Genomic DNA, 22,416 nt, shown 5'->3' with positions numbered 1-22,416 from the left:
TCACTGCTCCGCGGCGACGGTGTTGCGCAGCACACCGATACGGCTCGACTCGACCTCGACGACGTCGCCAACCCTGAGCCAGCGCGGCGGATCGAAGCGGGCGCCCGCCCCGGTCGGGGTGCCCGTGACGATCATGTCGCCGGGCTTCAGGGTGGCGAAGGTGGAGAGATAGGAGATCAGGAAATCGAACGGGAACATCAGCCGTTCGGTCGTGTCCTGCTGGCGCACCTCGCCGTTGACGCGCGTGATGATGTCGTGGGGACCGCGCGGATCGAGCTCGTCCGCCGTGACGATCCACGGGCCGATGCTGCCGGAGCGATCGAAATTCTTGCCTTGCGTGACGTTGAACTTGCCGTGACGCAGCCAGTCGCGGACCGTGCCCTCGTTGCACAGGGTCATGCCGAAGATGTGCGACCAGGCTTTCTCGCGCGGGATGTGGCGACCGCCCTGCCCGATCACGATGACGAGCTCGCCCTCGTAGTCGAGCTGCTCGGACACATCAGGCTTCTCGAGCGGTTGGCCGGAGCCTGTCATCGAGGACATGCTGCGCACGAACAGGCTGGGATATTTGGGCAGGTCGGAGCTGTCCTTATATTCCGCGTTGCGCTCGGCGTAGTTGACGCCGATGCACCAGAGCTTTTCGGGAGTGAGCACCGGCGGCAGCAGGACGAGCTTGTCCAGCGCGTGGTCGGGCTTCTGCCCGGCCGCCGCCTCCTGCGCATCGGCCAGCGCGTTGGCCGCGATCAGCGCCTTCACGTCGGAGAAGTCGCGGCCGATCCGCTTCGTCAGATCAACCACACCGCCTTCGACGGCGGCGCCGTAGCGTGGCTCTCCGTCCAAGAGATAGCTTACGAGTCGCATGTCGGTTTCTCCAATGGACTTCAGGCACCGAGGGCAGCGCGATGCGCCGTTCGCTCAGTCTTTCGATTTGGGCGTCTGGAAGACGGTGTTCAGCGTCACGATCTCGCCGAGGCTGGCGTAGCGCGGTCCGCCGATACGCGCGATCGGGTCGAGCGCCTTGGTCTCGACCTTGCCGTCGTTCACGAGACCGTCGCGCAGATGGAACATCACGACCTCGCCGACGATCAGCCGGCTCTTGGCATCGCCGAATTCGAGGCATTGCCGGAAGCGGCACTCCATCGCGACGGGCGCCGCAGCCAACCGCGGCACCTTGATGCGCTCGCTCGCGAGCGTCTCCAGCCCGAGATGCTCGACCTCGCTGACTTCAGGGGGATGCTCGACGGAGCTGTCGTGCACCGCGGACATCAGCGGGGTATCGGCGATGTGGATCACGTATTCCTCGGTATCGAGGATGTTGTGCGCGGTGTCCTTGTAGTTTGCGCCCTTGCGGCCGACGCTGATGGCAAGCATCGGCGGCTTCTGCGAGACGAAGGTGAAGGCGCTGAACGGCGCGAGGTTGAGCACGCCGGAGCGCGACAGGCTCGTCACCCAGGCGATCGGGCGCGGCACCACGATGCCGGTCATCAGCCGGTAGATGCGCTCCGCGCCGAGCTCGGTGGGGTCGATCCGCATGCTCAGTCAGCCTTGATGTTGGCCTTGCGCACGACAGGAATCCATTTGGCGTCCTCGCGCTCGAGATAGGCCCTGAACTCGTCCGGCGTCATCGCGACGGCTTCGCCGCCGAGTTTTTCGAATTTGTCGACCACGCCGGGGTCTTTCAAGATGGCGGTCAGCGTCTCGTTCAGCTTGTCGATCACGGGCGCCGGCGTGCCGGCCGGCGCGAACAGGCCGGTAAAGGTCTGGCCGTCGAAATCCTTGTAGCCGAGCTCGATGAAGGTCGGCACGTCGGGCAGCGACTTCAGGCGATGCGGGCTGGTGACCGCGAGCGCACGGAACAGGCCGGCCTTGATGTGCTGGAGGCTGACCGTGAGCTGGTCGAACGCGAACTGCACCTGGCCGCCGAGCAGATCGTTGATCGCAGGCGCGTTGCCGCGGTAGTGCGCAGTGACCCATTGCAGATCGAGGCTCGACTGCATCAGCTCGCTGAGCAGATGGTTGGTGGTGCCGGGACCGGGCGAGGCCATGGTCAGCTTGCCAGGGTCGCGCTTGGCGAGCTCGATGAATTCCTTGAAAGTGTTGGCCTGCACCGACGGATGGACCTCGAGCACCAGCGGCGTCATCGAGATCGTCGAGATCGGCATGAAGTCCTTCTTCCAGCTATAGGCCTCACGCTTGTTGATCTCGGTCGCGAACAGCACCGGGCCGTTGGCGCCGACGAACAGCGTGTAGCCGTCGGGCGCCGACTTGGCGAAGGCTTCGCCCGCGATCATGCCGCCGGCACCGGCCTTGTTCTCGATGATGAAGGGCTGGCCGAGTTTTTCCTGGAGCTTGTCGGCGACGATGCGCGCGGCACTGTCGACATTGCCGCCGGCCGGATAAGGCACGATCAGCTTGACGTTGCGCGCCGGCCATTGCTGGGCCGAAGCGGACCCAGCCAGCATCGCAGTGACAGCAGCGATGGCAATCCAGATTAATCTCATGTTAACCTCCCGACGGCGCTTCCAATTTCCATGCGAGTGCCCCGACGTCGTGCAGGGCATCCCAACGGAAGCGCAATCTCCAGATGCGGGCTTTACCTGTCGAGTGAATTGTGGCGTTCTCGTCCATATTATGGACAAGAGAGCTTTGTCAAAATCCGCGATCGAACCGCGACAAGGCGCGCAGGCAATCCGACGCGCGCTCGCGGTGCTGCGCATTCTTGCCGCAGGCCGCGAAGATGGTGTGCCATTGGCCGAGGTCGTACGCGCCACCGGCCTCACCCGTCCGACCGTGCATCGCATCGTCCACGTGCTGATCGAGGAAGGCATCGTCGAACGGCACGACAGAACCGGCCGCTACGCGATCGGCAACCAGGTGCCTGAGCTGGCGCTTGCGCGGGCGCGGCCGTCGCGGCTGCTGGTCGCAGCCAGTCCGTCGCTGCGGCGCGCCTCCACCGAGATCGGCGACACGCTGTTTCTGACGATGCGGACCGGCAACGACACGCTGTGCGTCGATCGCAGGATCGGCATCTATCCGATCCAGGTGCTGTCGATCGAGGTCGGTGCGCGCCGGCCGCTCGGCGTCAGCAGCGCCGGCGTCGCCATCCTCGCCGCGATGCCGGTGCCGGATGCGCGAAAAATCGTCGCAGCCAACGAGAAGAGATTCGAAGCCTACCAGACCGACGCTGCGTCGGTGATGAGCCAGGTCACGACGGCGCGGAAGCGTGGATACAATATGAGGGAAATCGGCCTCGTGCAGGGCACCAAGTCGATCTCCACCTGGATCAAGAGCCCGGATGGGCAGCCGGCCGCGGCGATGACCGTCTCCGCCGTTCGGACGAGGCTCGGGCCAAGGCGCGAGCAGGAGGTCGCCGAGATCCTGCTGCGCGAGGCGCAGATCATCGAGCAGGCCATTCGCGGCTAGCTTCCCCGAAAGGCAGAGCGAGGGAGCGCACCGTCTCCGGCGCTGTCAATGGCTGACTTGGCACACCATTTTGTGGCACAAGGGCCGCCATCGTCGACCGACCCACGAGGCCAAGCATGCCCGCGCCGAAACCGCCTGCCTTCGAGACCCTGAGCCTGCATGCGGGCCAGCATCCGGATCCCGCGACCGGCGCCCGCGCGGTGCCGATCTACCAGACCACGTCCTACGTGTTCCAGGATTCCGACCACGCCGCCGCGCTGTTCAACCTGGAGCGCGCCGGCCACATCTACACGCGCATCTCGAACCCGACCACCGGCGTGCTGGAGGAGCGGCTCGCGGCGCTGGAGGGCGGCGTCGGCGCGATCTGCACCGCAAGCGGCATGGCCGCGCTGCATCTGGCCATCGCGACGTTGCTCAATGCCGGCGATCACATCGTGGCATCGAGCTCGCTCTATGGCGGCACCATCAACCTCCTGGCACACACGCTGCCGCGCTTCGGCATCACCACCACCTTCGTGAAGCCGCGCGACCACGACGCGTTCCGCGCGGCGATCAAGCCGAACACGAAGCTGGTGATCGGCGAGACCATCGGCAATCCTGGGCTCGAGGTGCTCGACATCCCCAAGGTCGCAGCGATCGCGCATGACGCGAAGATTCCGCTGCTGATCGACAACACCTTCGCCACGCCCTATCTCAGCCGCCCGATCGAGCTGGGGGCCGACATCGTGATGCACTCGGCGACCAAATGGATCGGCGGCCACGGCATCGCGATCGGCGGCGCCCTCATCGACGGCGGCCGCTTCGACTGGCGTGCGTCCGGAAAGTTCGGCGTGCTGACCGAGCCCTATGGCGGCTATCACGGCATCGTCTTCGACGAGCAGTTCGGCACCGCCGCCTTCATCATGCGTGCGCGCACCGAAGGCCTGCGCGATTTCGGCGCCTGCCTGTCGCCGACCAACGCATTCCAGCTGTTGCAGGGCGTCGAGACGCTGGGCGTGCGCATGGACCGCCACATCCAAAATACGCACCTCGTGCTGGAAGCCCTGAAGTCGAACAAGGCCGTCGACTGGGTGCTGCATCCCTCGCTGGAGGACCACGCGGACTATCAGCTGGCAAAGCAATTGCTGCCGCGCGGCGCCGGCTCGATCGTCTCCTTCGGCATCAAGGGTGGGCGGCCCGCGGGACGCAAGTTCATCGAATCGCTGCGCATGATCAGCCATCTTGCCAATGTCGGCGACGCCAAGACGCTGGTGATCCACCCCGCCTCGACCACACATCAGCAGATGGACGCCGAGCAGCTCAAGGCGGCCGGCATCGGCGAGGAACTGGTGCGGCTGTCGGTCGGCATCGAGACGGCCTCCGACATCATCGACGATCTCTCCCAGGCGCTGCGCATCTCGCAAAAGGTTTGAGACCATGAAGCTCTCCGTCAACGGCGCCGAGGTGTTTGTCGCAACCGGCGGCCGCGAATTCGACAAGTCCCTGCCCGCAGTGGTCTTCATCCACGGCGCCGGCTTCGACCGTTCGACCTGGGCGCTGCATACGCGCTGGTTCGCCCATCACGGCTTTGGCGTGCTGGCGCCCGATATGCCCGGCCACGGCCGCTCGGCCGGGCCTTCGCTGTCATCCATCGCGGAGATGGCCGACTGGACCGCGGCATTGCTCGATGCCGCCGGCGTGGCGAAAGCACACCTGATCGGCCACTCCATGGGATCGCTGATCTCGCTGGAGACCGCCGCGCGCCATCCCGGCAAGGTCTCCGCACTGAGCCTGATCGGCACGGCCGCGACCATGACGGTCGGCCCCGACCTGCTGAAGGCCGCCGAGGCTAACTCGCAGGATGCGAACGACATGGTCTCGATCTGGGGCCTCGGCTTCAATGCGGAGCTCGGCGGCAGCCTTGCACCGGGCTTGTGGATGCATGGCGGCGCACAGGCGGTGCTGAAGCATTGCGAGCCGGGTGTCCTGTTCAAGGATCTGTCCGCCTGCAACGCCTACGCGAATGCGCTGACTGCTGCCGCGAGCGTGAAGGTGCCGACCACGCTCATCCTCGGTGAACGCGACATGATGACTCCGGCGAAGGCGGGCAAGGCGCTTGCGGCCGCGATCCCGCATGCGAAGACCGTCGTCGTGCCAGGCGCCGGCCACATGATCATGGCCGAGCGCCCGGATGAATTACTGGCGGCGCTGCGGGGCTGAGTTCGCTCAGGAGCCCGGGGTCCACTTCCAGACGATGTCGGAGACGTTGACCGGCTTCGGGATCAGGCCGAGCTTTGCAAAACGGTCGGCCACGGCCTGCTGGCTCTTGATCACCTCGGCGTCGAGCGGCACCACGCGATAGCTCGAGCGGTTGACGAAGCGCCTGATCGCCTCGATGTCGACGCCGGTCGCTTCGGCCTGCGCCTTGGCGACCTCCTCATGATGAGCGTCCGCCCACACGCCCTCGGAGGCGAAGGTCGTGTTGAGCTTGGCCACCAGCGACGGATATTTCTCAACGAAGTCGGTGTTGGCGATGTAATAGGCGTTCGGCTTGTGCACGTCCTTGTCGAAGACCAGAACGCGGGCGTGCTCCTTCAATTCGGCGAGCGCGAGATACGGATCCCAGATCGACCAGGCGTCGACCGATCCCTTCACGAAGGCCGCCGTTGCATCGGCCGGCGCGAGCGGCGCCGGCGTGATGTCGGACCAGGACAGCCCGGCCTTCTCCAGCGAGGCGACCAGCAGATTGTGCGCGCTCGAACCCTTGCCGAACGCGACGCGCTTGCCCTTGAGATCGGCCAGCGTCTTGATGGCGGAATCCTTGGGCACGATGATCGCCTGGTTGTCGCCCTCAGACTTCACGGCCGCGACGTATTTGATCTTCGCGCCGCCGGCTTGCGCGAAGATCGGCGGCGTGTCGCCGACGAAACCGAAATCGACGCTGCCGACATTGATGGCCTCCAGTAGCGGCGGACCGAACTGGAAGTCGATCCACTTGATCTCGATGCCGAGCGGCTTGAACGCGTTTTCGAGCGTCTGACGCTGGCGTACCGCGGGGAAGAAGCCGCCCTTTTGCGTGCCGATGCGGATTTCCGCCGGCTTGTCCTCAGCGTGCGCGGGAGCGGCCACGGCGGTCGCGAGCAGAAGCGTCGTTGCAAGAATGTGTCGTCGGGTGATCATGATGTTGCCCTTTCGGTGAGATCAGTTGGCAAAAAATTGAGAGTTCGCGCGCCCGCTCCGCTCGGCGAACACGGCGCGGGCGGCGCGCTCGGCCTCGCGCGCAGAGCGGAACTGACGGCCTTCGAGACTGTCGAACAGGCGCTCGGAGGAGAAGAAGCGGAAGCCGCGCTCAGCTCTCGTGATGATGCCGGCGGCGCGATCGTGAATTTCAATGATATAGGCGTTGGACTGGGGCATGGCTGCTCGTTCGCCGGGAGATCGGCGCTTCCTGTATCTGATCTGCGATGTGGGATTGCTGTCAGGACGCGGTCAGCAACAACAACAGGCGCCGGTGGCCGCCGAGAAACAGCGTCGGGTCATGCATGCGTGCATGTCACCGGGATTACGCTGGTGATCGGTTCTCATGTTGCGGCTTCACGCTCGAGGAGCAGTTTCGATGCTTCAAATATCGAGCGGTTGGCGCGATTGGTCAATGAAATGGCTATCCATATTTGGCAGCGGAGCGCTCGGGCGCTTCTCCCGCAGCAAGCACCGACAGGCAGATTCATCTCGCAATGAATTCAACACGGGCGCGCGGCCGGCATGGTACGCTCCGCGGGCGCAGGCCAGAGGATTGGGAGGTTCAGGCATGGCGGACGATCTGAAGGGGCGCACGGCGCTCGTCACCGGAGGCTCGCGTGGGATCGGCGCAGCCGTCTGCCGCGCGCTGGCGGAAGCAGGCGCAGCCGTGGCGATCAATTGCCATGAGCGGATCGGGCAGGCCGAGCAGCTGGCGGACGAGATCAACAAGCGCGGTGGCCGTGCGGTGGCCATTGCCGCCGATGTGTCACAGCGCGAGGCCGTGACCGGCATGGTCGCACGCATCGCGGCGGAACTCGGGCCGATCGACATTCTCATCAACAACGCCGGCATCGCCATCACCCGCGGCGTCGACGATCTCACCGAGGACGATTTCGACCGGACGATTCTGGTCAATCTGAAATCCGTCTTCCTGTGCACGCAGGCGGTGCTGCCGTCGATGCGCGCCAAAAAGTGGGGCCGCATCGTCAACATCTCCTCCGGTGCCGCGCGCGGCGCCGGGTCGATCGGCCCGCACTACAATGCATCCAAGGCCGGCATGGAGGGCCTCACCCGCGGCTATGCGGCGCGGCTGGTGAAGGAAAGCATCACGGTCAACGCGGTGGCGCCGTCGCTGATCGAGACCGACATGATGAGCGGCCAGCCCCAACTCGTCAGCCGCATCCCGCTCGGCCGCTTCGGTACGGCGGAGGAGGTGGCGAAAGCCGTGATGCTGCTGGTCGACAATGCCTACATGACCGGGCAGACGATCGCACTGAGCGGCGGGATGGCGTTTAATTAGGAGGCGGGCAGCGCTCCTCTTCACCTCGCCCCGCTTGCGGGGAGAGGTCTGATCGCTCTTGCGATCCGGGTGAGGGGGTACAGGTCCCACGACAGTCTCACGAGCCGAGAGAGGCCCCTCTCCCCGCAAGCGCGGGGCGAGGAAGACGAGGGAGCGCGGACCATCACCACATCGTCGCGGCGGCGCGCTCCGGCCAGATGCGGTCGTATTCCGCGCCGCCGACCTTGTTCTCGCTCATCTCGGCGAGGATCTGGCCCGGCGTCGGCAGCGTCTTCGGATCGATGCGCTTGTCGGGATTCCAGAGGTCGGAGCGGACGATGGCGCGGGCGCACTGGAAGTAGATTTCTTCCACGTTCATCACCATGACGCTGCGCGGCGCCTTGCCCTCGACCCTGAACGAGGCCAGCAGCTCCGGATCGACCGAAAGATGGGCGCGGCCGTTGGCGCGGACCGCGTTGCCGGAGCCGGGGATCAGGAACATCAACGACACCCTGGGATCGCGGACGATGTTGCGTAGGGAATCGACCCGGTTGTTGCCGTGCCGGTCCGGCAGCATCAGTGTCCTGGGATCATGAATGCGGACGAAGCCGGGCAGATCGCCGCGCGGCGAGCAGTCGATCCCCTCCGGCCCGATGGTGGCGAGCGCCGCGAACGGCGCCTTCTCGATGAAGATGCGGTAGAGCGGCGTGACATGGTCGGCGACTTTCACGGTCGAGGCATCACCAACTGCACCGTAGATGGCCTCCAGCTGTTCGACCGTTTCAATCACCGACATTCCAGTCTCCTTGTTGTACTGGCTATTCGTGCCAGCCTTCATTCCTGATCGCCCGCACGAGCTGGCGGCTGTGATAGTCCGCACTGCCCGCATTGAGGATGGTGACATCGGCATTGGCCGATGCGTCACCGACGCTGCGCGCGAGGCGGTCCCCGATATTGCCGTCGCTGTGCCGGGCGCGGGCGGCGAGCCGCTGTGCCAGCACGTCCGGCGGCGCGGTGATCGCGACGACGATGACGTTGGCGTAGGCCTTGCGCAGTTCGCCGATCACCGTACGCGAGACATTGGCGACGACGGCTCGGCCGGCCCGGATATCGTCATTGATGCCGAGCGGCAGCGCATAGGAATGCCCGTGCGCGTCCCAATGCACGGCGAAATCGCCGCGCTCCTGCGAGCGGCGGAATTCTTCGGGACTGACCGCGATATTGTCCTCGTCCCCGGAGGACTCGCGCGTGACGACACGGCGCGGGAAGACGATGTCGCGGTCGTCGACGCAGGCCGCCTGCGCCAGCCGCAGCAAGGTGTCCTTGCCGGCCCCGCTCGGGCCGACCACGAGCACGAGCCGGCCGGGGCCGATCATACCCGCCTCGCCCTGCGTCATGGTCGTGGTCTCGCTCATGCGACACGGCTTCCTTCGCGCCAGACGCTGCGAACCACCGGAACGCTGCCGGCAACGTGCACGCGGATCAGATCGGCACGCTTGCCGGTTGCGACCTCGCCGCGATCGGACAGGCCGACCGCCTCGGCGGGGGCCTTGGTCACGGTACGAACCGCTGCCGGAAGGCTGATCGCGGGCACATGCTCGGGCAGTTGCAGCGCGGCCATCAGCAGGCTCGACGGTATGTAGTCCGACGACAGGATGTCGAGCAGGCCTTCACGGGCAAGATCGACCGCGGCGATATTGCCGGAATGCGAGCCGCCCCGCACGACGTTCGGCGCCCCCATCAGGATGTCGATGCCGGCCTGATGCAGTCCGCGCGCGGCTTCCAGCGTGGTCGGAAACTCGGCCACCGACACGCGATCGCGCACGGCGTCCACGACGTTCTCCTCGGTGGTGTCGTCGTGGCTCGCGAGCGGAATGTTGTACTTGTGCGCCAGCGACACGATCTCGCGCATGTTGGTCGCGGCATATTTCTTCTGATATTCGAAGCGCTTTGCGAACAGCTCGTCGAGCTCGGCGTCTGTCTTGCCGCCGCCCTTGCCGCGGTAATAGTCGCGCAGCTTGACCTCGTCGCGGAACTGGCGCTGGCCGGGCGTGTGGTCCATCAGCGACATCAGCCGCACGTCGGGACGGTCGATCAGCTCCTTGGCTTCCTCGACCACGCTCGGCATCGGAATTTCGCAGCGCAGATGCAGGAAGTGGTCGGCACGCAGCAGGTCGGCATCGCGCGCGGTGGTGATCGCGGCGGCAAGCACGCCGGCGCGGCCATCGACTTCCTCGGCGCCGTCCTCGCGCCAGACCCGGAGCGAATCGAACACGGTGGTGATGCCAGAGGTGGCGAGCTGGCCGTCATAGGAGATCACGGCCGCGACCGGATTCCAGAACACCTTCGGGCGCGGCACGTAATGCGCTTCGAGATGGTCGGTATGCAGCTCGATCAGGCCGGGCATGATGAGGTCACCGCCGGCGTCCTCAGCGCCGGCCGGGGCCCTGCCCTCGCCGATCTCGGCAATGCGTCCGTCGGCAAGAGCGAGCCAGCCCTGCTCGATCACCCGGTCGGCCAGCACGATCCTGGCGTTGGCGATCAATGTGTCCTTCGGCTTGGCGTTCATTTCCATGTCCTTCAGGCCGCGGCGGCAAAGCTGGTGACGTCAACGATGCGGTCGGCAATCAAATGGCGGATTTCGTCGTCATGGACAATGGCGACCATGGCGACGCCCTGGCGCTTCTTCTCGGCCACCAGCTCGACCACGACGGCGCGGTTGGCGGCATCGAGCGAGGCGGTCGGCTCGTCGAGCAGCAGGATCGGCAGCTCCGAGATGAAGCCGCGCGCGATGTTGACGCGCTGCTGCTCGCCGCCGGAGAAGGTCGCGGGCGGAAGCTGCCAGAGTCGCTCGGGGATGTTGAGGCGATGCAGCAGCTGGCCGGCGCGCGCCTGCGCCTCGGCGCGGGCCATGCCGTTCACGATCAAGGGCTCGGCGACGACGTCGATGGTCGCAACGCGCGGCACCGCGCGCAGGAACTGGCTGACATAGCCGATGGTCGCACGGCGGACGTTGAGGATCTGCCGCGGCTCGGCAGTGGTGAGATCGATCACGGCGCCGCGATGGCGGATGCCGATGCGGCCGGAGTCGCAGCGGTAATTGCCGAAGATCATTTTCAGGATCGACGATTTGCCGGCGCCCGACGGCCCGGACAGCACGACGCATTCGCTCGCGTCGAGTTGGAAGGTCACGCCGCTCACGACGGGCAATTCGATGCCGCCCTGCAGGTGCATCGTAAAGGTCTTGTTGGCGTTGGCGACGTCGATCATGGCGGTCATCGGGGGGCTCATGGCGGCAGAATCGAGGAGACGAGAAGCTGCGTATAGGGCTCGCGCGGATCGTCGAGCACCTGGTCGGTGAGGCCGGTCTCGATGACACGGCCGCCCTTCATCACCATCACGCGGTGCGAAAGCAATCGCGCGACGGCGAGATCGTGCGTGACGATGACGACCGCGAGGCCCAGCTCGGAGACGAGACTGCGCACGAGGTCGAGCAGGCGCGCCTGCACGGACACGTCGAGGCCGCCGGTCGGCTCGTCCATGAACACCAGCCGCGGCTCGGTGACGAGGTTGCGGGCGATCTGGAGACGCTGGCGCATGCCGCCGGAATAGGTCCGCGGTGCATCGTCGATGCGAGCGATGTCGATCTCGACGCGGGTCAGCCAGTCTGACGCGGTGTCGCGGATGCGGCCGTAGTGATTCCAGCCCACCGCCATCAGCCGCTCGCCGACATTGGCGCCGGCCGACACCGCCATGCGCAGGCCCTGCGCGGGATCCTGATGCACGAACCCCCAATCGGTACGGAACAGGAAGCGCCGCTCGGCCTCGCCGAGCGTGGCGAGATCGCGGGTGACGCCGTCGCGCATCCGGTAGGACACATGGCCGCTGCTGGCCGCGAGCTGGCCCGACAGCAGTTGCAGCAGCGTCGATTTGCCCGAACCGGATTCGCCGACGATCGCCAGCACCTCGCCGGGATAGAGCGAGAACGACACGTCACGGCACGCGGCGATGCGGCCGTAGGATTTGCTGAGGCCTTCGGCGATCAGCAACGGATCATCGTTCTCGAGCATATCGCGATCAGCCATGTGAGCCCTCATGTGAGTCCCTTGGCGCCTTCTCCTTGTACGGCGCAGCGCTCTCGCTGCCGTGATGGCCGGCGGCCTGGCGTGCCTCGCAATAGTCGGTGTCCGAACAGACGAACATCCGCCCACCCTTGTCGTCGGTGACGATCTCGTCGAGATAGGAATTTTCGGCCGCGCACAGCGCACAGGGCGCGTTGAAGCGATAGGGCTCGAACGGGTGATCCTCGAAATCGAGCGACACCACCTGTGTATAGGGCGGGATCGCGTAGATGCGCTTCTCCCGGCCGGCGCCGAACAGTTGCAGCGCCGGGCAATTGTCCATCTTCGGATTGTCGAATTTCGGCGTCGGCGACGGGTCCATCACGTAACGCGCATTCACCTTCACCGGATAGGCGTAGGCGGTCGCGATGTGGCCGAAGCGGGCGATGTCCTCGTAGAGCTTCACATGCATCAGGCCATATTCGGCGAGCGCGTGCATGCGCCGCGTCTCGGTCTCGCGCGGCTCGAGGAAGCGCAGCGGCTCCGGGATCGGCACCTGATAGACCAGCACCTGGTTCTGTTGCAGCGCCGTCTCCGGGATACGGTGACGGGTCTGGATCACGGTCGCCTCATTCGTCGCCGTGGTCGTCGCAACGCCCGCGGTCTTGGCGAAGAATTTGCGGATCGAGATCGCGTTGGTGGTGTCGTCGGAGCCCTGGTCGATGACCTTCAGCACGTCCTGGGGGCCAAGAATCGCCGCAGTCACCTGTACGCCGCCGGTGCCCCAGCCATAGGGCATCGGCATCTCGCGGCTGGCGAACGGCACCTGATAGCCGGGGATCGCGATCGCCTTGAGGATCGCGCGGCGGATCATCCGCTTGGTCTGCTCGTCGAGATAGGCGAAATTGTAGGCGGGCGCGTTCATTCCGCGGCCTCCTTCATGACGTCGGGCGCACTGGCTTCCGCGAACTCCTTGCGCAGCTTGCGGAGCAGGCCGAGCTCGGACTGGAAGTCGACATAATGCGGCAGCTTAAGATGCTCGACGAAGCCGGTCGCCTGGACGTTGTCCGAATGCGACATCACGAATTCTTCATCTTGCGCCGGGGCGAGGGCCTCCTCACCCAGCTCGCGGGCACGCAGCGCGCGATCGACCAGCGCCATCGACATGGTCTTGCGCTCGCTCTGGCCGAAGGCGAGGCCATAGCCGCGGGTGAAGCACGGTGCCTCGGTCGCGGAACCCTTGAACTGGTTGACCATCTGACACTCGGTGAGCTCGATCGAGCCGAGCGGCACGGCGAAGCCGACGTCCTCCGCCGCGAATTCGACCTCGACCTCGCCGAAGCGAATCTCGCCGGCGAACGGATGGTTGCGGCCATAGCCGCGCTGGGTGGAGTAGCCCATCGCCAGCAGAAAGCCTTCGTCGCCGCGCGCGAGGTTTTGCAGGCGCAGGTCGCGATCAGCCGGGAAGTTCAGCGGCTCGCGGGTAAGATCGCCGACGCTGGCGCCTTCCTCCGCTTGCGGTGAGGACTCGATCAGCCCGTCGCGGCCCAGAATGTCGGTCACGCGCGGCGTCGGCGCGGTCGAAGCTTCCGCCGTCGCGGGCGCTTCGGGCACAAAGCCCTGGCCAAGCGAAGGATCAAGCAGGCGATGCGTGTAGTCGAAGGTCGGCCCGAGAATCTGGCCGCCCGGAATGTCCTTGAAGGTCGAGGACACCCGCCGCTGCACGCGCATCGCGCCGGTGTCGACCGGCTCGCTGGCGCCGAAGCGCGGCAACGTGGCGCGGAAGGCGCGCACCAGGAAGATCGCCTCGATCAGATCGCCGCGTGCCTGCTTGATCGCGAGCGCCGCCAGCTCGCGATCATAGAGCGAGCCTTCGCTCATGACGCGATCCACGGCGAGGCCGAGCTGATCCGAGATCTGGTCGAGGGAGACTTCCGCGACGCTCTGGTCGCCACGCCGCGCATTGGCGAGCAGGCGATGGGCATTCTCGATGGCGCGCTCGCCGCCCTTGACTGCGACATACATGCTTAGCTTCCCTTAACTACGACACGCGTTGTCCGCGGGATCGCCACCACGGCATCATCGGCGACCAGCACCAGATCGATGCCGCGCGGAAACAATGCCTCGTTGAGATGCAGGCGCTCGAACAGATCGGCGGGCTTGATCGTCGCCTTGAGCGTGGCGACGCCGTCGATGCCCGGGCCGCGCAGCTCGAAGCTGCGGCCCGTATCCAGGCTCTCGACCTGGACGATCACGGTGGTCGAACGGTCGGGGTACTCGCTGGTGCCGAGCGCGAAGCGCTCGAGCGCCGGAAGCAAGCCGCCGTCGCTGATCAGCGCGAAGCTCGCGATCGAGGAGTCCTGCACCACCGGCGCGCCGGTATGGAATTTCAGCCACTTCACCACGTCGGAGCTTTCCGACATCCGCGCATCCAGCCAGAGCGGCGTGTCGTGGTCGAACAGCGTCAGCGCGATCGCGGCGGTGCCGCGCATCATCGTATCGGGCGCTCCCGCCATCGGCACGATGCGCTGGACCGAGCCCGGCTGCGCCATCGCGTCCATGACCGAACGGAAGGTCGACTGCGCCGACAGCACCTTGTCGGCGAAACCCGGCGGCAATTCCGCAATCGTCGTCATGGCCTCACCCCTCACCGCGCACCATGGTGTAGAAATCAACCTTCGTCGCTGCGGTCTCCGCCGCCGCCTGCTTGCGACGCATCGCAAGCTGCGCGCGCAACGGCGCGATAATGTCCCGCTCGACCGATGCGCCGAAATCCCGCGATTGCACCAGTGCGTCGCACAACGCGATCAGCCGCGCCTTCTCGCCATCGCGCCCAAGTGTGTAGCCGAAGCCGACCTCGCCGCTCGCAAGCCGCACCGCGGCGCGCGACACCGTGGCTTCGCCGAGATTGAACGGCGCGCCGTCGCCGCCGACCCGGCCACGCAGCATGACGAGGCCGTTTTCCGGCGCGCGCAGATCCTGATGGGGTGGAAGCGCGAAGTTGCGGAGGCGGGCGGCGATCTCGCCCGCCTCCGCATGCGCCAGCACGGCCATTGCGGCCTGGCGCTGGGCTTGCTGGGTATTGTGCTGGGTCACCAAATCCACCGAGCTCTCTTGCGAAACTTGCCGAATCCAAGTTGTCTATGATAATAGACAACTTGATACGCAAGCGCCATGACTGTTTCGTGACAAAGGTGTGATTTCTGGAGTAGGTTGCCGGCGACATGAGCATGCAGGACACCGCCTCCTCGGGCGTCGCGCTGTGGCGCCTCGTTGCCGACGGCATCGAGCGCGGCATCGCCGACGGCCGCTTTGCGGCCGGCGACAAGCTGCCGGGCGAGATGGAGATCGCCGAAACCTATCGGGTGAACCGCCACACCGTGCGGCGCGCACTGGCAGCCCTTGCCGAGCGCGGCATCGTGCGTGCCGAGCGCGGCAGCGGAACCTATGTCGAGGCGCAGCGCCTCGCTTATCCCTTGCGCTCGCGCACACGCTTTTCCGAGATCGTCGGTGCCGACGGCCGCGAGCCGCATGGCCGATTGATCGAAGCGACCGACGACGTAGCCACCCGCGAGCTGGCGCGGGAACTGGGATTGAAGCCCGGCGCGCCGCTGATGCGCATCGAGGCGATCCGACTAGCCGACCGCACGCCGATTTGTGTCTCGACCACTTGGCTGTCAGCGGAATTGTTTCCGGGCGCAGGCGAGGTGTTCGCCGCGACGCGTTCGATGACGAAATTGCTCGAGCACTATGGCGTGCGCGACTATCGCCGCGGCGCGACGAGGATCACGGCCGGCATCGTGGATGCGACCGACGCTGCACGGCTGGATCTGCCGCTGGGCCGGCCGATCCTGGTGGTCGACGCGACCGATCACGATCTTGACGGCAAGCCGCTGGTGACCAAGCACTCGCGGTTCGCTGCGGAGCGGGTGGAGTTTTTGGTAGAACAGTAGGGTGGGCAAAGGCGCGCTCTTCGCGCCGTCCCCACCATCTGTTCTAAGCGTCAGATGAACGCGGTGGCACGCTTCGCTTTGCCCACCCTACGGCAGTGACGACTAGGCCACCGCCCTTGGTCCAATAATCGCAAACCGCAACTTGCTCGAAATGAAATCGATCGCAGCGACAGCGACCAGGATCATCAGGATCAGGAACGAGACCTTCTGCCATTCCAGCACGCGGATCTGCTCGGCGAGCTGGAGGCCGATGCCGCCGGCGCCGACGATGCCGATGATGGTGGCCGAGCGCGTGTTCGACTCGATGAAATAGAGCACCTGGCCGGCGATGACAGGCAGCACCTGCGGCAGCAGGCCGAAGCGGATCTCGTGCAGCGGGCTGCCGCCGGAGGCACGGATGCCTTCGACCTGTTTCTGGTCGGCGCCCTCGATCGCCTCGGAGAACAGCTTGCCGAAGGCGCCGAAATCCGACACGGCGATCGCGAGCACGCCGGCGAACGGGCCGAGCCCGACCACGTTGATCCACACCAGCGCCCAGATCAGCGTGTCGACGCCGCGGATCGAATCCAGGAAGCGCCTGATGGGGAAGCGCAGGATCTTTGACGGCACGATGTTGCGTGCAGCAAACAGGCTGACCGGGAGCGCAAACACCGCGGCCAGCGTCGTGCCGAGTAGCGCGATCGAGAGCGTCTCGCCGAGCGCCTTCAGGTAGATCGGCAGCGAAGAACCGGGATCCGGCGGGATCATCATCATGCTGATCCAGCCGAGCTGGCTGAGGCCGTTGAAGAACCGCGACGGCGAGAAATCAAGATCGACCAGCCCGTACACAAAGACCGCGAGCGCCGCGGCGATCATCGCCGGCATTGCGAGCCGCGCCGAGGTCGGCCGATCGAACACATCGGGGTAGCGCGCGCGAATCTGCGCGGTGTCGATCTGCTGCGGTCTCGTCACGCCCGCGCCTCCTTGCCGAACAGGCGGCTGCGCAGCCAGCCGGTGGCGATGTCGATGATGAAGACCGTGACGATGATGGTGAGCAGGATAGCGCTGACGTCCGAATAGTAGAATTTGCGGATGGCGACGACGAGCTCCTGGCCGATGCCGCCGGCGCCGACGAAGCCCATCACCGAGGCCTCGCGGACGTTGATCTCGAAGCGCAGCAGCGCGTAGCTGGCGTAGCCCGCGGTGACTTGCGGCACGATCGCAAAGCGCATGCAGGAGAGCCAACTCGCGCCGGTCGAACGGATGCCTTCGACAGGCTTCATGTCGGCATTCTCGACGATCTCCGAGAACAGCTTCCCGAGCGCGCCGGTGGAGTGGATCGCGATCGCCAGCACGCCGGCCATCGGTCCGAGCCCAAACGCAATCACGAAGATCAGCGCGAAGACGATGCCTGGCACGGTGCGCGCGAATTCGAGCAGGCGCCGCACCACGAAACGCAGCCAGGGTGCAGGAGAAGTATTTTCCGCGGCGAAGAAGTTCAGTGCAAACGCGAAGACTGCGCCGGTCAGCGTACCGACATAGCTGATCAGCAGGGTCTCGCCGAGCATCTTCAGCCATTTGCGCCAGCCCCAGAACCACTCGCCGAGATCGGTCCAGACACGCTGACCACTATCAAGGGTAAAGATGCGGTCGAAATAGCTGACGAAATTGCCGAAATAGGTGAAGAGCGTGCGCAGATTCACTTCCGCGCCGATCGCGGCGAGAAGCAGCGCGGCGGCGAACACCGCAGCTCCGAACAGGAGACGCCATCGCCTGCGCGCGACCGCCTGGCCATAGGCGGCGTTCAGCGCAGCCAGCTGCTGCTCGGGCAGGATCGAAACCGCGATGGTCATTGGTCTAGAGGGGACCCGTCAAAAGAGAAAGAGCCGGGTCCATCGACCCGGCTCAAGTAGCTCGTCCCGAAAACTCAGGACGCCTTCTTCTTACGCAGTGCATCGACGAACTTGATCAGCTCGATCGTGCCATCCCAGTCCTTGGTGGTAGCGGGATGGAAACCCTTCTTCTGGCCGTCGGAGAGGCGGTCGAACGCGGCCTTGTCCTTGGTCGGCGCGTCGAAGAACGCCTTGGCGATCGCCGCCTTCGCGTCCTCCGGCAGTTCGGAGTTGTAGGCATAGGGGCCATTGATGATCGGCGCCGACTTGTGGATGATGCGGAAATCGTCCTTCTTCATCGCCGAGCCGTCGGCATTCTTCAGCATGTTCTTGGTCAGCATTTGCGCCAGCGTCGAATCGTCGTCGCTGGTCCACTGGTTGGCGGCGACATCGACGGTGCCCTGCGCCAGCGCGAGGATCGCGTTCTCATGGCTGCCGGTGAAGACGACCTTGCCGAAATAGCTGTCGGCGTCCGCGATACCCATCTTGTCGAGCTCGAAACGAGGCACGTTGTTGCCGGAGGTCGAGTTCGGGTCGACCAGGCCGAGGTTCTTGCCCTTGAGCTGATCGACGCTCTTGTAGGGGCTGCTCGCCTTGACGAAGAACACCGAGTAATAGCCGGTCGAGCCGTCGGCGTTGATGTCGTTGGCGAAGGCGTCGGTCTTGACGCCGGTCAGGCGGGCGCGGGCGAACGACGCCGAGCCGTAGCTGGCGATGTGGATGTTGCCGGCGCGCTGGCCTTCGATGACCGCGGCGTAGTCGTTGGCGATGCGCAGCGTGACCTTCACACCCAGTTCCTTGGAGAGATAGCTCACGAACGGCGCCCAGCGCTCGGTGACGCCGGAGGCGTTCTCGGCCGGAACGACTGCGAAGGTCAGTTCGGGATACTTGGCCTTCCAGTCCGCTGCGGAGGCGGAAGCGGTGAAGGCGAGCGCGGCGGCGCCGGCAAGAATGAGTCTGCGAGTGATCATGATACCCTCTTCATCGGTTGGGTCGGTTGACGCAAGAATTGGCAACTAGGCAGGTAGCGTGGCTCAGGCGGCCGCGGCCGTTCCGAGCGCCGGGACAGCCTCGGGCGGCGGCGCAGACGCACCACCCATGACATCGGCGGCTTCGAGATCGTAGAGCTCGCGCGCGACGTGATTTGTGAGCGCGGCCGGCGCGCCGTCGAACACCACGCGGCCCTGGGCCATGCCGATCAGGCGGTCGCAATAGCTGCGGGCCAAGTCGAGCGAATGCAGGTTGCAGAGCACGGTGATGCCGAAATGCTTATTGATGCGCAGCAGCGCATCCATGACGATCTTGGTGTTGCGCGGATCGAGCGAGGCGATCGGCTCGTCGGCGAGAATGATGTCGGGCTGCTGCACCAGGGCGCGGGCGATGGCCACGCGCTGCTGCTGGCCGCCGGACAACTGGTCGGCGCGCTGGGCGGCAAGCGAGGCGATGTCAAACTGCTCGAGCGCGGACATCGCCAGCGCCTTGTCTTGCTCGGGCCATGTCTGAGTCAGCGAGCGCCAGGCCGGCATCGTCGCAAGGCGTCCCATCAGGACATTGGTCAGCACGTCAAGCCGCCCGACCAGGTTGAATTGCTGAAAGATCATGGCCGAACGCGCCCGCCACTGCCGCAGCTCCTTGCCGCGCAGCGCGGTGACGTCGAGGCCGTCGAACAGGATGCGGCCCTGTGTCGGCGTCGCGAGGCGATTGATGGTTCGCAGCAGCGTCGACTTGCCGGCGCCGGAGCGCCCGATCACACCGACGAAGCCGCCAGGGGAGATTTTGAACGAAGCGTCGTCCACCGCGGCTTTTGCGCCGAAGCGGCAGGTCAGACCTTCAACCACCAGCATAGAGGGCTCCAGAGTAGCTGGGGCCCACCGCTAACGCCGGCGCTTGACACTTGTGTGACACGCGCGCTGCAATGCGGCGATGCTACGCACTTCGTCCCCTGTCATCGCTATGTCATGACATTGTCATCAACCCACTCGAAGAGAAACACCCGCCCTCAAACCCTCGGATGCAACATGGCCGGCAAGGTGCTTTCGGTTCAACCGACCATTGACGCGTCCGCGAAGCTGCAAGAAACCAAGCTCGGCGCCTATACCGAGGTCGGCGCGCGCACGATCCTCACCGAAGTCACGATGGGCGATTACTCCTATGTCGTGAACGACGCGCAGATCACCTACACCACCATCGGCAAATTCTGCTCGATCGCGGCGATGACGCGCGTTAATCCTGGCAATCATCCGATGCAGCGCGCCACGCAGGCCCATTTCACCTACCGCTCCAGCGCCTACTTTCCGGGCGAGAGCGACGACGCGGAATTCTTCGACTGGCGGCGCCAGCATCACGTCCATATCGGCCATGACGTCTGGATCGGTCACGGCGCGGTCGTGCTGCCGGGCCGCAACATCGGCACCGGCGCGGTGATCGCGGCGGGGGCCATCGTCACCAAGGACGTGCCGGCCTACACCATCGTCGCCGGCAATCCGGCGCGCATCGTACGGCGGCGGTTCTCGGAAGAAGTCGCCGGCCGGCTCGCCAAGCTGGCCTGGTGGGATTGGGATCACGACAAATTGCGTGAGGCCCTGCCCGATTTCCGCAAGCTCGGGATTGAAGATTTTCTCTCCACATATGAAGCACGGGCACACTCCCCTGCCAGCAAACGAAGCGCGGTCGCGTGACAGACATCTTCCTTGAAGGCGGCCGGGCGCTGATCGGCGCCGGGTTCGTCGAAACCTCGCTTGGCGTGTCCGGAACGGATATTGCGCAGGTCGATGCTTCTCGCGGCCGCGCGCGGCTGGCGATCGACGCACGCGATCTGCTGGTCCTGCCCGGCATCGTCGACCTGCACGGCGACGCCTTCGAGCGGCAGATGATGCCGCGTGCCGGCGTCGACTTCCCGATCGACGTCGCGCTCGCCGACAGCGACCGCCAGGCGATCAGCAACGGCATCACCACGGTGTTTCACGCCACGACCTGCTCGTGGGAACCGGGCCTGCGGAGTGCCGACAATGCGCGGGAGCTGATGGAGGCGATCGAGCGGCAGCGCCCGCAATTCGCCGCCGACACCCGCTTTCACCTGCGGCACGAGACCTACAATCTCGATGCCGAGGCCGAGATCACCCAATGGCTCGCCGAAGGGCGCGTCGACCTGTTCGCCTTCAACGACCACATGGACGGCACCGTCGCCGACATGGCCAAGCCCCGCAAACGCAACCGCATGGTGGAGCGGACCGGGCTGACGAGCGAGGATTTCGACGGACTGGTCGCGCGTATCGTCTCGCGCGCAGCCGACGTGCCTGCTTCCGTGTCGCGGCTGGCCGCGGTGGCCCGCGCCGCCGGGGTGCGGATGCTCTCGCATGACGATGCGACGCCGGCGATGCGTCGGGAATTTCGCCAACTGGGCGCTGACATCGCGGAGTTTCCGATCAACGAGGAGACGGCGCGGGCGGCAGCCAGCCACGGCGACGCCATCGTCTACGGCGCGCCCAACGTCGTGCGCGGCGGGAGCCATACCGGCTGGACCAAGGCGTCCGACATGATCGCCAAAGGGCTCTGCTCGGTGCTGGCGTCGGACTATTACTATCCCGCGCAGCTGCTCGCCGCATTCCGCCTGGCCGCCGATGGCGTGCTGCCGCTGGCGAAGGCCTGGGATCTGGTCTCCGCCGGGCCCGCGCGCGCGACCGGCCTTGCCGATCGCGGCGTCATCGCCGAAGGACGCCGCGCCGACATTCTGCTGGTCGACGACACCATAGCGCTGCGGCCGCGGCTGATCGCGGTGATCGCAGGCGGCAAGCTTGTGCATCTCACCGATGCGACGCGGCTGCTCAGCGCGGTGGCGACGCCGCGCGAGGCTGTCGTTGCGGCATAAATTGGTTATGCTGAAGCCATGACCGGTTTCCCCCGCTACGCGATCTATTTTGCCGCAGGCAGCAACAGCGCCCTCTCCCGCTTCGGCGCCGAGCTGCTTGGCTACGATGCCTATACCGATCAAGAGGTGCCCTTCCCCGCTGACGCTTTGCGAATCGCTCCGGACTGGCGCGACATCACCGCCGATCCCCGCAAGTACGGTTTTCACGGCACGCTGAAGGCGCCGATGGCGCTCGCGGCGGAGAAGACCGAAGCGGAGCTCATGGCGGCATGTGCCGAATTCGCCGGCAAAGCGCGGCCGATCCCGGCGATCCGGCCCGTCGTCGATGCCATCAGCGGCTTCATTGCGGTCATTCCGGCCGAGTCGGTCGACGCGCTGCAACAGCTCGCCGCCGATTGCGTCCGCGGTTTCGATTCGTTTCGTGCCGTCCTGACGGTGGAAGACCGCGCGCGGCGGAAACCCGAGAAGCTCAGCGAGCGCCAGCGCGATTATCTCGATCGCTGGGGCTATCCGTACGTGATGGAGGAGTTCCGCTTCCACATGACGCTGACGGGACGGCTGGACGCAGAGCGGCGCGGGCCGGTTCTGGAGATGCTGCGGGAACGGTTCGCGGGGCTTGGTCTTGAAGCGCTGGCCATCGACCGCGTTGCGCTGTTCAGGCAGGATGATGCGAAAGCACGGTTTCACGTTGTCGGCGAGTGGACGCTGGCCAGGTAGCCGAAAGCTCACGCGTCACACTCGG

At 65.6% G+C, this 22,416-nt stretch carries 26 protein-coding genes; 8 read left to right on the top strand and 18 right to left on the bottom strand.

The window, feature by feature from the left end:
- Genes WHZ77_RS02810 through WHZ77_RS02800 form a run of 3 tightly spaced genes read right to left on the bottom strand, consistent with a single transcriptional unit; the run spans window position 1 to window position 2,501 of the window.
- Entirely contained in the window at window positions 1-861 is an 861-nt protein-coding gene (locus tag WHZ77_RS02810; protein ID WP_375312289.1) for a fumarylacetoacetate hydrolase family protein, read from the bottom strand.
- Between the two features lie 54 nt (window positions 862-915).
- Window positions 916-1,533 carry a flavin reductase family protein gene (locus WHZ77_RS02805; RefSeq protein WP_015688993.1) on the bottom strand — a complete coding sequence of 206 codons (618 nt, stop codon included), beginning with the start codon at window positions 1,531-1,533 and terminating at the stop codon, window positions 916-918.
- A gap of 2 nt (window positions 1,534-1,535) precedes the next feature.
- Window positions 1,536-2,501: a Bug family tripartite tricarboxylate transporter substrate binding protein gene (locus tag WHZ77_RS02800; RefSeq protein ID WP_375312288.1), complete on the bottom strand. Its 966-nt coding sequence runs from the start codon at window positions 2,499-2,501 to the stop codon at window positions 1,536-1,538.
- Between the two features lie 130 nt (window positions 2,502-2,631).
- Between WHZ77_RS02800 and WHZ77_RS02795 the strand changes: the two genes are divergently transcribed.
- From WHZ77_RS02795 to WHZ77_RS02785, 3 genes are all read left to right on the top strand, one after another.
- Window positions 2,632-3,423 (top strand): IclR family transcriptional regulator, encoded by a 792-nt coding sequence (locus WHZ77_RS02795; protein WP_375312287.1) that lies wholly within the window; start codon window positions 2,632-2,634, stop codon window positions 3,421-3,423.
- Between the two features lie 116 nt (window positions 3,424-3,539).
- Window positions 3,540-4,835, top strand: a complete 1,296-nt coding sequence (locus tag WHZ77_RS02790) for an O-acetylhomoserine aminocarboxypropyltransferase (RefSeq protein WP_375312286.1) — start codon at window positions 3,540-3,542, stop codon at window positions 4,833-4,835.
- Between the two features lie 4 nt (window positions 4,836-4,839).
- Window positions 4,840-5,622, top strand: a complete 783-nt coding sequence (locus WHZ77_RS02785; RefSeq protein WP_143843014.1) for an alpha/beta fold hydrolase — start codon at window positions 4,840-4,842, stop codon at window positions 5,620-5,622.
- A 6-nt stretch (window positions 5,623-5,628) separates the two neighbouring features.
- On the opposite strand, the gene WHZ77_RS02780 is transcribed toward WHZ77_RS02785, so the two are convergent.
- Window positions 5,629-6,582: an aliphatic sulfonate ABC transporter substrate-binding protein gene (locus WHZ77_RS02780; protein ID WP_375312285.1), complete on the bottom strand. Its 954-nt coding sequence runs from the start codon at window positions 6,580-6,582 to the stop codon at window positions 5,629-5,631.
- Window positions 6,583-6,603: 21 nt separating this feature from the next.
- Window positions 6,604-6,819, bottom strand: a complete 216-nt coding sequence (locus WHZ77_RS02775) for a hypothetical protein (protein ID WP_375312284.1) — start codon at window positions 6,817-6,819, stop codon at window positions 6,604-6,606.
- 391 nt (window positions 6,820-7,210) lie between these two features.
- Between WHZ77_RS02775 and WHZ77_RS02770 the strand changes: the two genes are divergently transcribed.
- On the top strand, window positions 7,211-7,942 hold the full coding sequence (locus WHZ77_RS02770) for an SDR family NAD(P)-dependent oxidoreductase (protein ID WP_375312283.1): 732 nt from the start codon (window positions 7,211-7,213) through the stop codon (window positions 7,940-7,942).
- Between the two features lie 163 nt (window positions 7,943-8,105).
- Here WHZ77_RS02770 and WHZ77_RS02765 read toward each other — a convergent pair whose 3' ends face one another.
- Genes WHZ77_RS02765 through phnG form a run of 9 tightly spaced genes read right to left on the bottom strand, consistent with a single transcriptional unit; the run spans window position 8,106 to window position 15,087 of the window.
- Entirely contained in the window at window positions 8,106-8,717 is a 612-nt protein-coding gene (locus WHZ77_RS02765; RefSeq protein ID WP_375312282.1) for a pyridoxamine 5'-phosphate oxidase family protein, read from the bottom strand.
- Window positions 8,718-8,739: 22 nt separating this feature from the next.
- Complete coding sequence (gene phnN, locus WHZ77_RS02760; RefSeq protein WP_375312281.1) at window positions 8,740-9,336, bottom strand: phosphonate metabolism protein/1,5-bisphosphokinase (PRPP-forming) PhnN; 597 nt, start codon at window positions 9,334-9,336, stop codon at window positions 8,740-8,742.
- A complete protein-coding gene (locus WHZ77_RS02755; protein WP_375312280.1) occupies window positions 9,333-10,490 on the bottom strand; it encodes an alpha-D-ribose 1-methylphosphonate 5-triphosphate diphosphatase in 1,158 nt (385 codons plus the stop codon). Before WHZ77_RS02755 ends, phnN begins: the two co-directional genes overlap by 4 nt.
- An 11-nt stretch (window positions 10,491-10,501) precedes the next feature.
- Complete coding sequence (gene phnL, locus WHZ77_RS02750) at window positions 10,502-11,200, bottom strand: phosphonate C-P lyase system protein PhnL (RefSeq protein ID WP_375312279.1); 699 nt, start codon at window positions 11,198-11,200, stop codon at window positions 10,502-10,504.
- Window positions 11,201-11,208: 8 nt separating this feature from the next.
- Window positions 11,209-12,006, bottom strand: a complete 798-nt coding sequence (gene phnK / locus WHZ77_RS02745) for a phosphonate C-P lyase system protein PhnK (protein WP_375312278.1) — start codon at window positions 12,004-12,006, stop codon at window positions 11,209-11,211.
- Window positions 11,999-12,907: an alpha-D-ribose 1-methylphosphonate 5-phosphate C-P-lyase PhnJ gene (locus tag WHZ77_RS02740; protein WP_375312277.1), complete on the bottom strand. Its 909-nt coding sequence runs from the start codon at window positions 12,905-12,907 to the stop codon at window positions 11,999-12,001. Before WHZ77_RS02740 ends, phnK begins: the two co-directional genes overlap by 8 nt.
- The gene (locus WHZ77_RS02735; protein WP_375312276.1) at window positions 12,904-14,007 is read right to left on the bottom strand and encodes a carbon-phosphorus lyase complex subunit PhnI; all 1,104 of its coding nucleotides are present in this window, start codon (window positions 14,005-14,007) and stop codon (window positions 12,904-12,906) included. Before WHZ77_RS02735 ends, WHZ77_RS02740 begins: the two co-directional genes overlap by 4 nt.
- Window positions 14,008-14,009: 2 nt before the next feature.
- Complete coding sequence (gene phnH, locus WHZ77_RS02730) at window positions 14,010-14,618, bottom strand: phosphonate C-P lyase system protein PhnH (RefSeq protein ID WP_375312275.1); 609 nt, start codon at window positions 14,616-14,618, stop codon at window positions 14,010-14,012.
- Window positions 14,619-14,622: 4 nt separating this feature from the next.
- Window positions 14,623-15,087, bottom strand: coding sequence for a phosphonate C-P lyase system protein PhnG (phnG, locus tag WHZ77_RS02725; protein WP_375312274.1), 465 nt, complete (start codon window positions 15,085-15,087; stop codon window positions 14,623-14,625).
- A 119-nt stretch (window positions 15,088-15,206) separates the two neighbouring features.
- Between phnG and phnF the strand changes: the two genes are divergently transcribed.
- On the top strand, window positions 15,207-15,935 hold the full coding sequence (phnF, locus tag WHZ77_RS02720; RefSeq protein ID WP_375312273.1) for a phosphonate metabolism transcriptional regulator PhnF: 729 nt from the start codon (window positions 15,207-15,209) through the stop codon (window positions 15,933-15,935).
- 102 nt (window positions 15,936-16,037) lie between these two features.
- Here the strand turns inward: phnF and phnE (WHZ77_RS02715) are convergent, their stop codons facing one another.
- The 4 genes from phnE (WHZ77_RS02715) to phnC all read right to left on the bottom strand — a co-directional run bounded on the left by phnE (WHZ77_RS02715) (window position 16,038) and on the right by phnC (window position 19,650).
- Window positions 16,038-16,886, bottom strand: coding sequence for a phosphonate ABC transporter, permease protein PhnE (gene phnE, locus WHZ77_RS02715; RefSeq protein ID WP_375312272.1), 849 nt, complete (start codon window positions 16,884-16,886; stop codon window positions 16,038-16,040).
- On the bottom strand, window positions 16,883-17,767 hold the full coding sequence (gene phnE, locus WHZ77_RS02710) for a phosphonate ABC transporter, permease protein PhnE (protein WP_375312271.1): 885 nt from the start codon (window positions 17,765-17,767) through the stop codon (window positions 16,883-16,885). Before phnE (WHZ77_RS02710) ends, phnE (WHZ77_RS02715) begins: the two co-directional genes overlap by 4 nt.
- Window positions 17,768-17,841: 74 nt before the next feature.
- The gene (phnD, locus tag WHZ77_RS02705) at window positions 17,842-18,777 is read right to left on the bottom strand and encodes a phosphonate ABC transporter substrate-binding protein (protein ID WP_375312270.1); all 936 of its coding nucleotides are present in this window, start codon (window positions 18,775-18,777) and stop codon (window positions 17,842-17,844) included.
- 63 nt (window positions 18,778-18,840) lie between these two features.
- On the bottom strand, window positions 18,841-19,650 hold the full coding sequence (phnC, locus tag WHZ77_RS02700; protein ID WP_375312269.1) for a phosphonate ABC transporter ATP-binding protein: 810 nt from the start codon (window positions 19,648-19,650) through the stop codon (window positions 18,841-18,843).
- A gap of 174 nt (window positions 19,651-19,824) precedes the next feature.
- Between phnC and WHZ77_RS02695 the strand changes: the two genes are divergently transcribed.
- Genes WHZ77_RS02695 through WHZ77_RS02685 form a run of 3 tightly spaced genes read left to right on the top strand, consistent with a single transcriptional unit; the run spans window position 19,825 to window position 22,391 of the window.
- The gene (locus tag WHZ77_RS02695) at window positions 19,825-20,484 is read left to right on the top strand and encodes a chloramphenicol acetyltransferase (protein WP_375312268.1); all 660 of its coding nucleotides are present in this window, start codon (window positions 19,825-19,827) and stop codon (window positions 20,482-20,484) included.
- Window positions 20,481-21,674, top strand: coding sequence for an alpha-D-ribose 1-methylphosphonate 5-triphosphate diphosphatase (locus WHZ77_RS02690; RefSeq protein WP_375312267.1), 1,194 nt, complete (start codon window positions 20,481-20,483; stop codon window positions 21,672-21,674). Before WHZ77_RS02695 ends, WHZ77_RS02690 begins: the two co-directional genes overlap by 4 nt.
- A gap of 18 nt (window positions 21,675-21,692) precedes the next feature.
- Complete coding sequence (locus WHZ77_RS02685) at window positions 21,693-22,391, top strand: DUF1045 domain-containing protein (protein WP_375312266.1); 699 nt, start codon at window positions 21,693-21,695, stop codon at window positions 22,389-22,391.
- The last annotated feature ends 25 nt before the right edge of the window (window positions 22,392-22,416 follow it).

Origin of the sequence: Bradyrhizobium sp. A5 (assembly GCF_042076515.1) — a bacterium.
GTDB lineage: Bacteria > Pseudomonadota > Alphaproteobacteria > Rhizobiales > Xanthobacteraceae > Bradyrhizobium > Bradyrhizobium cosmicum.
This window is presented reverse-complemented; position numbering and strand designations above follow the sequence as displayed.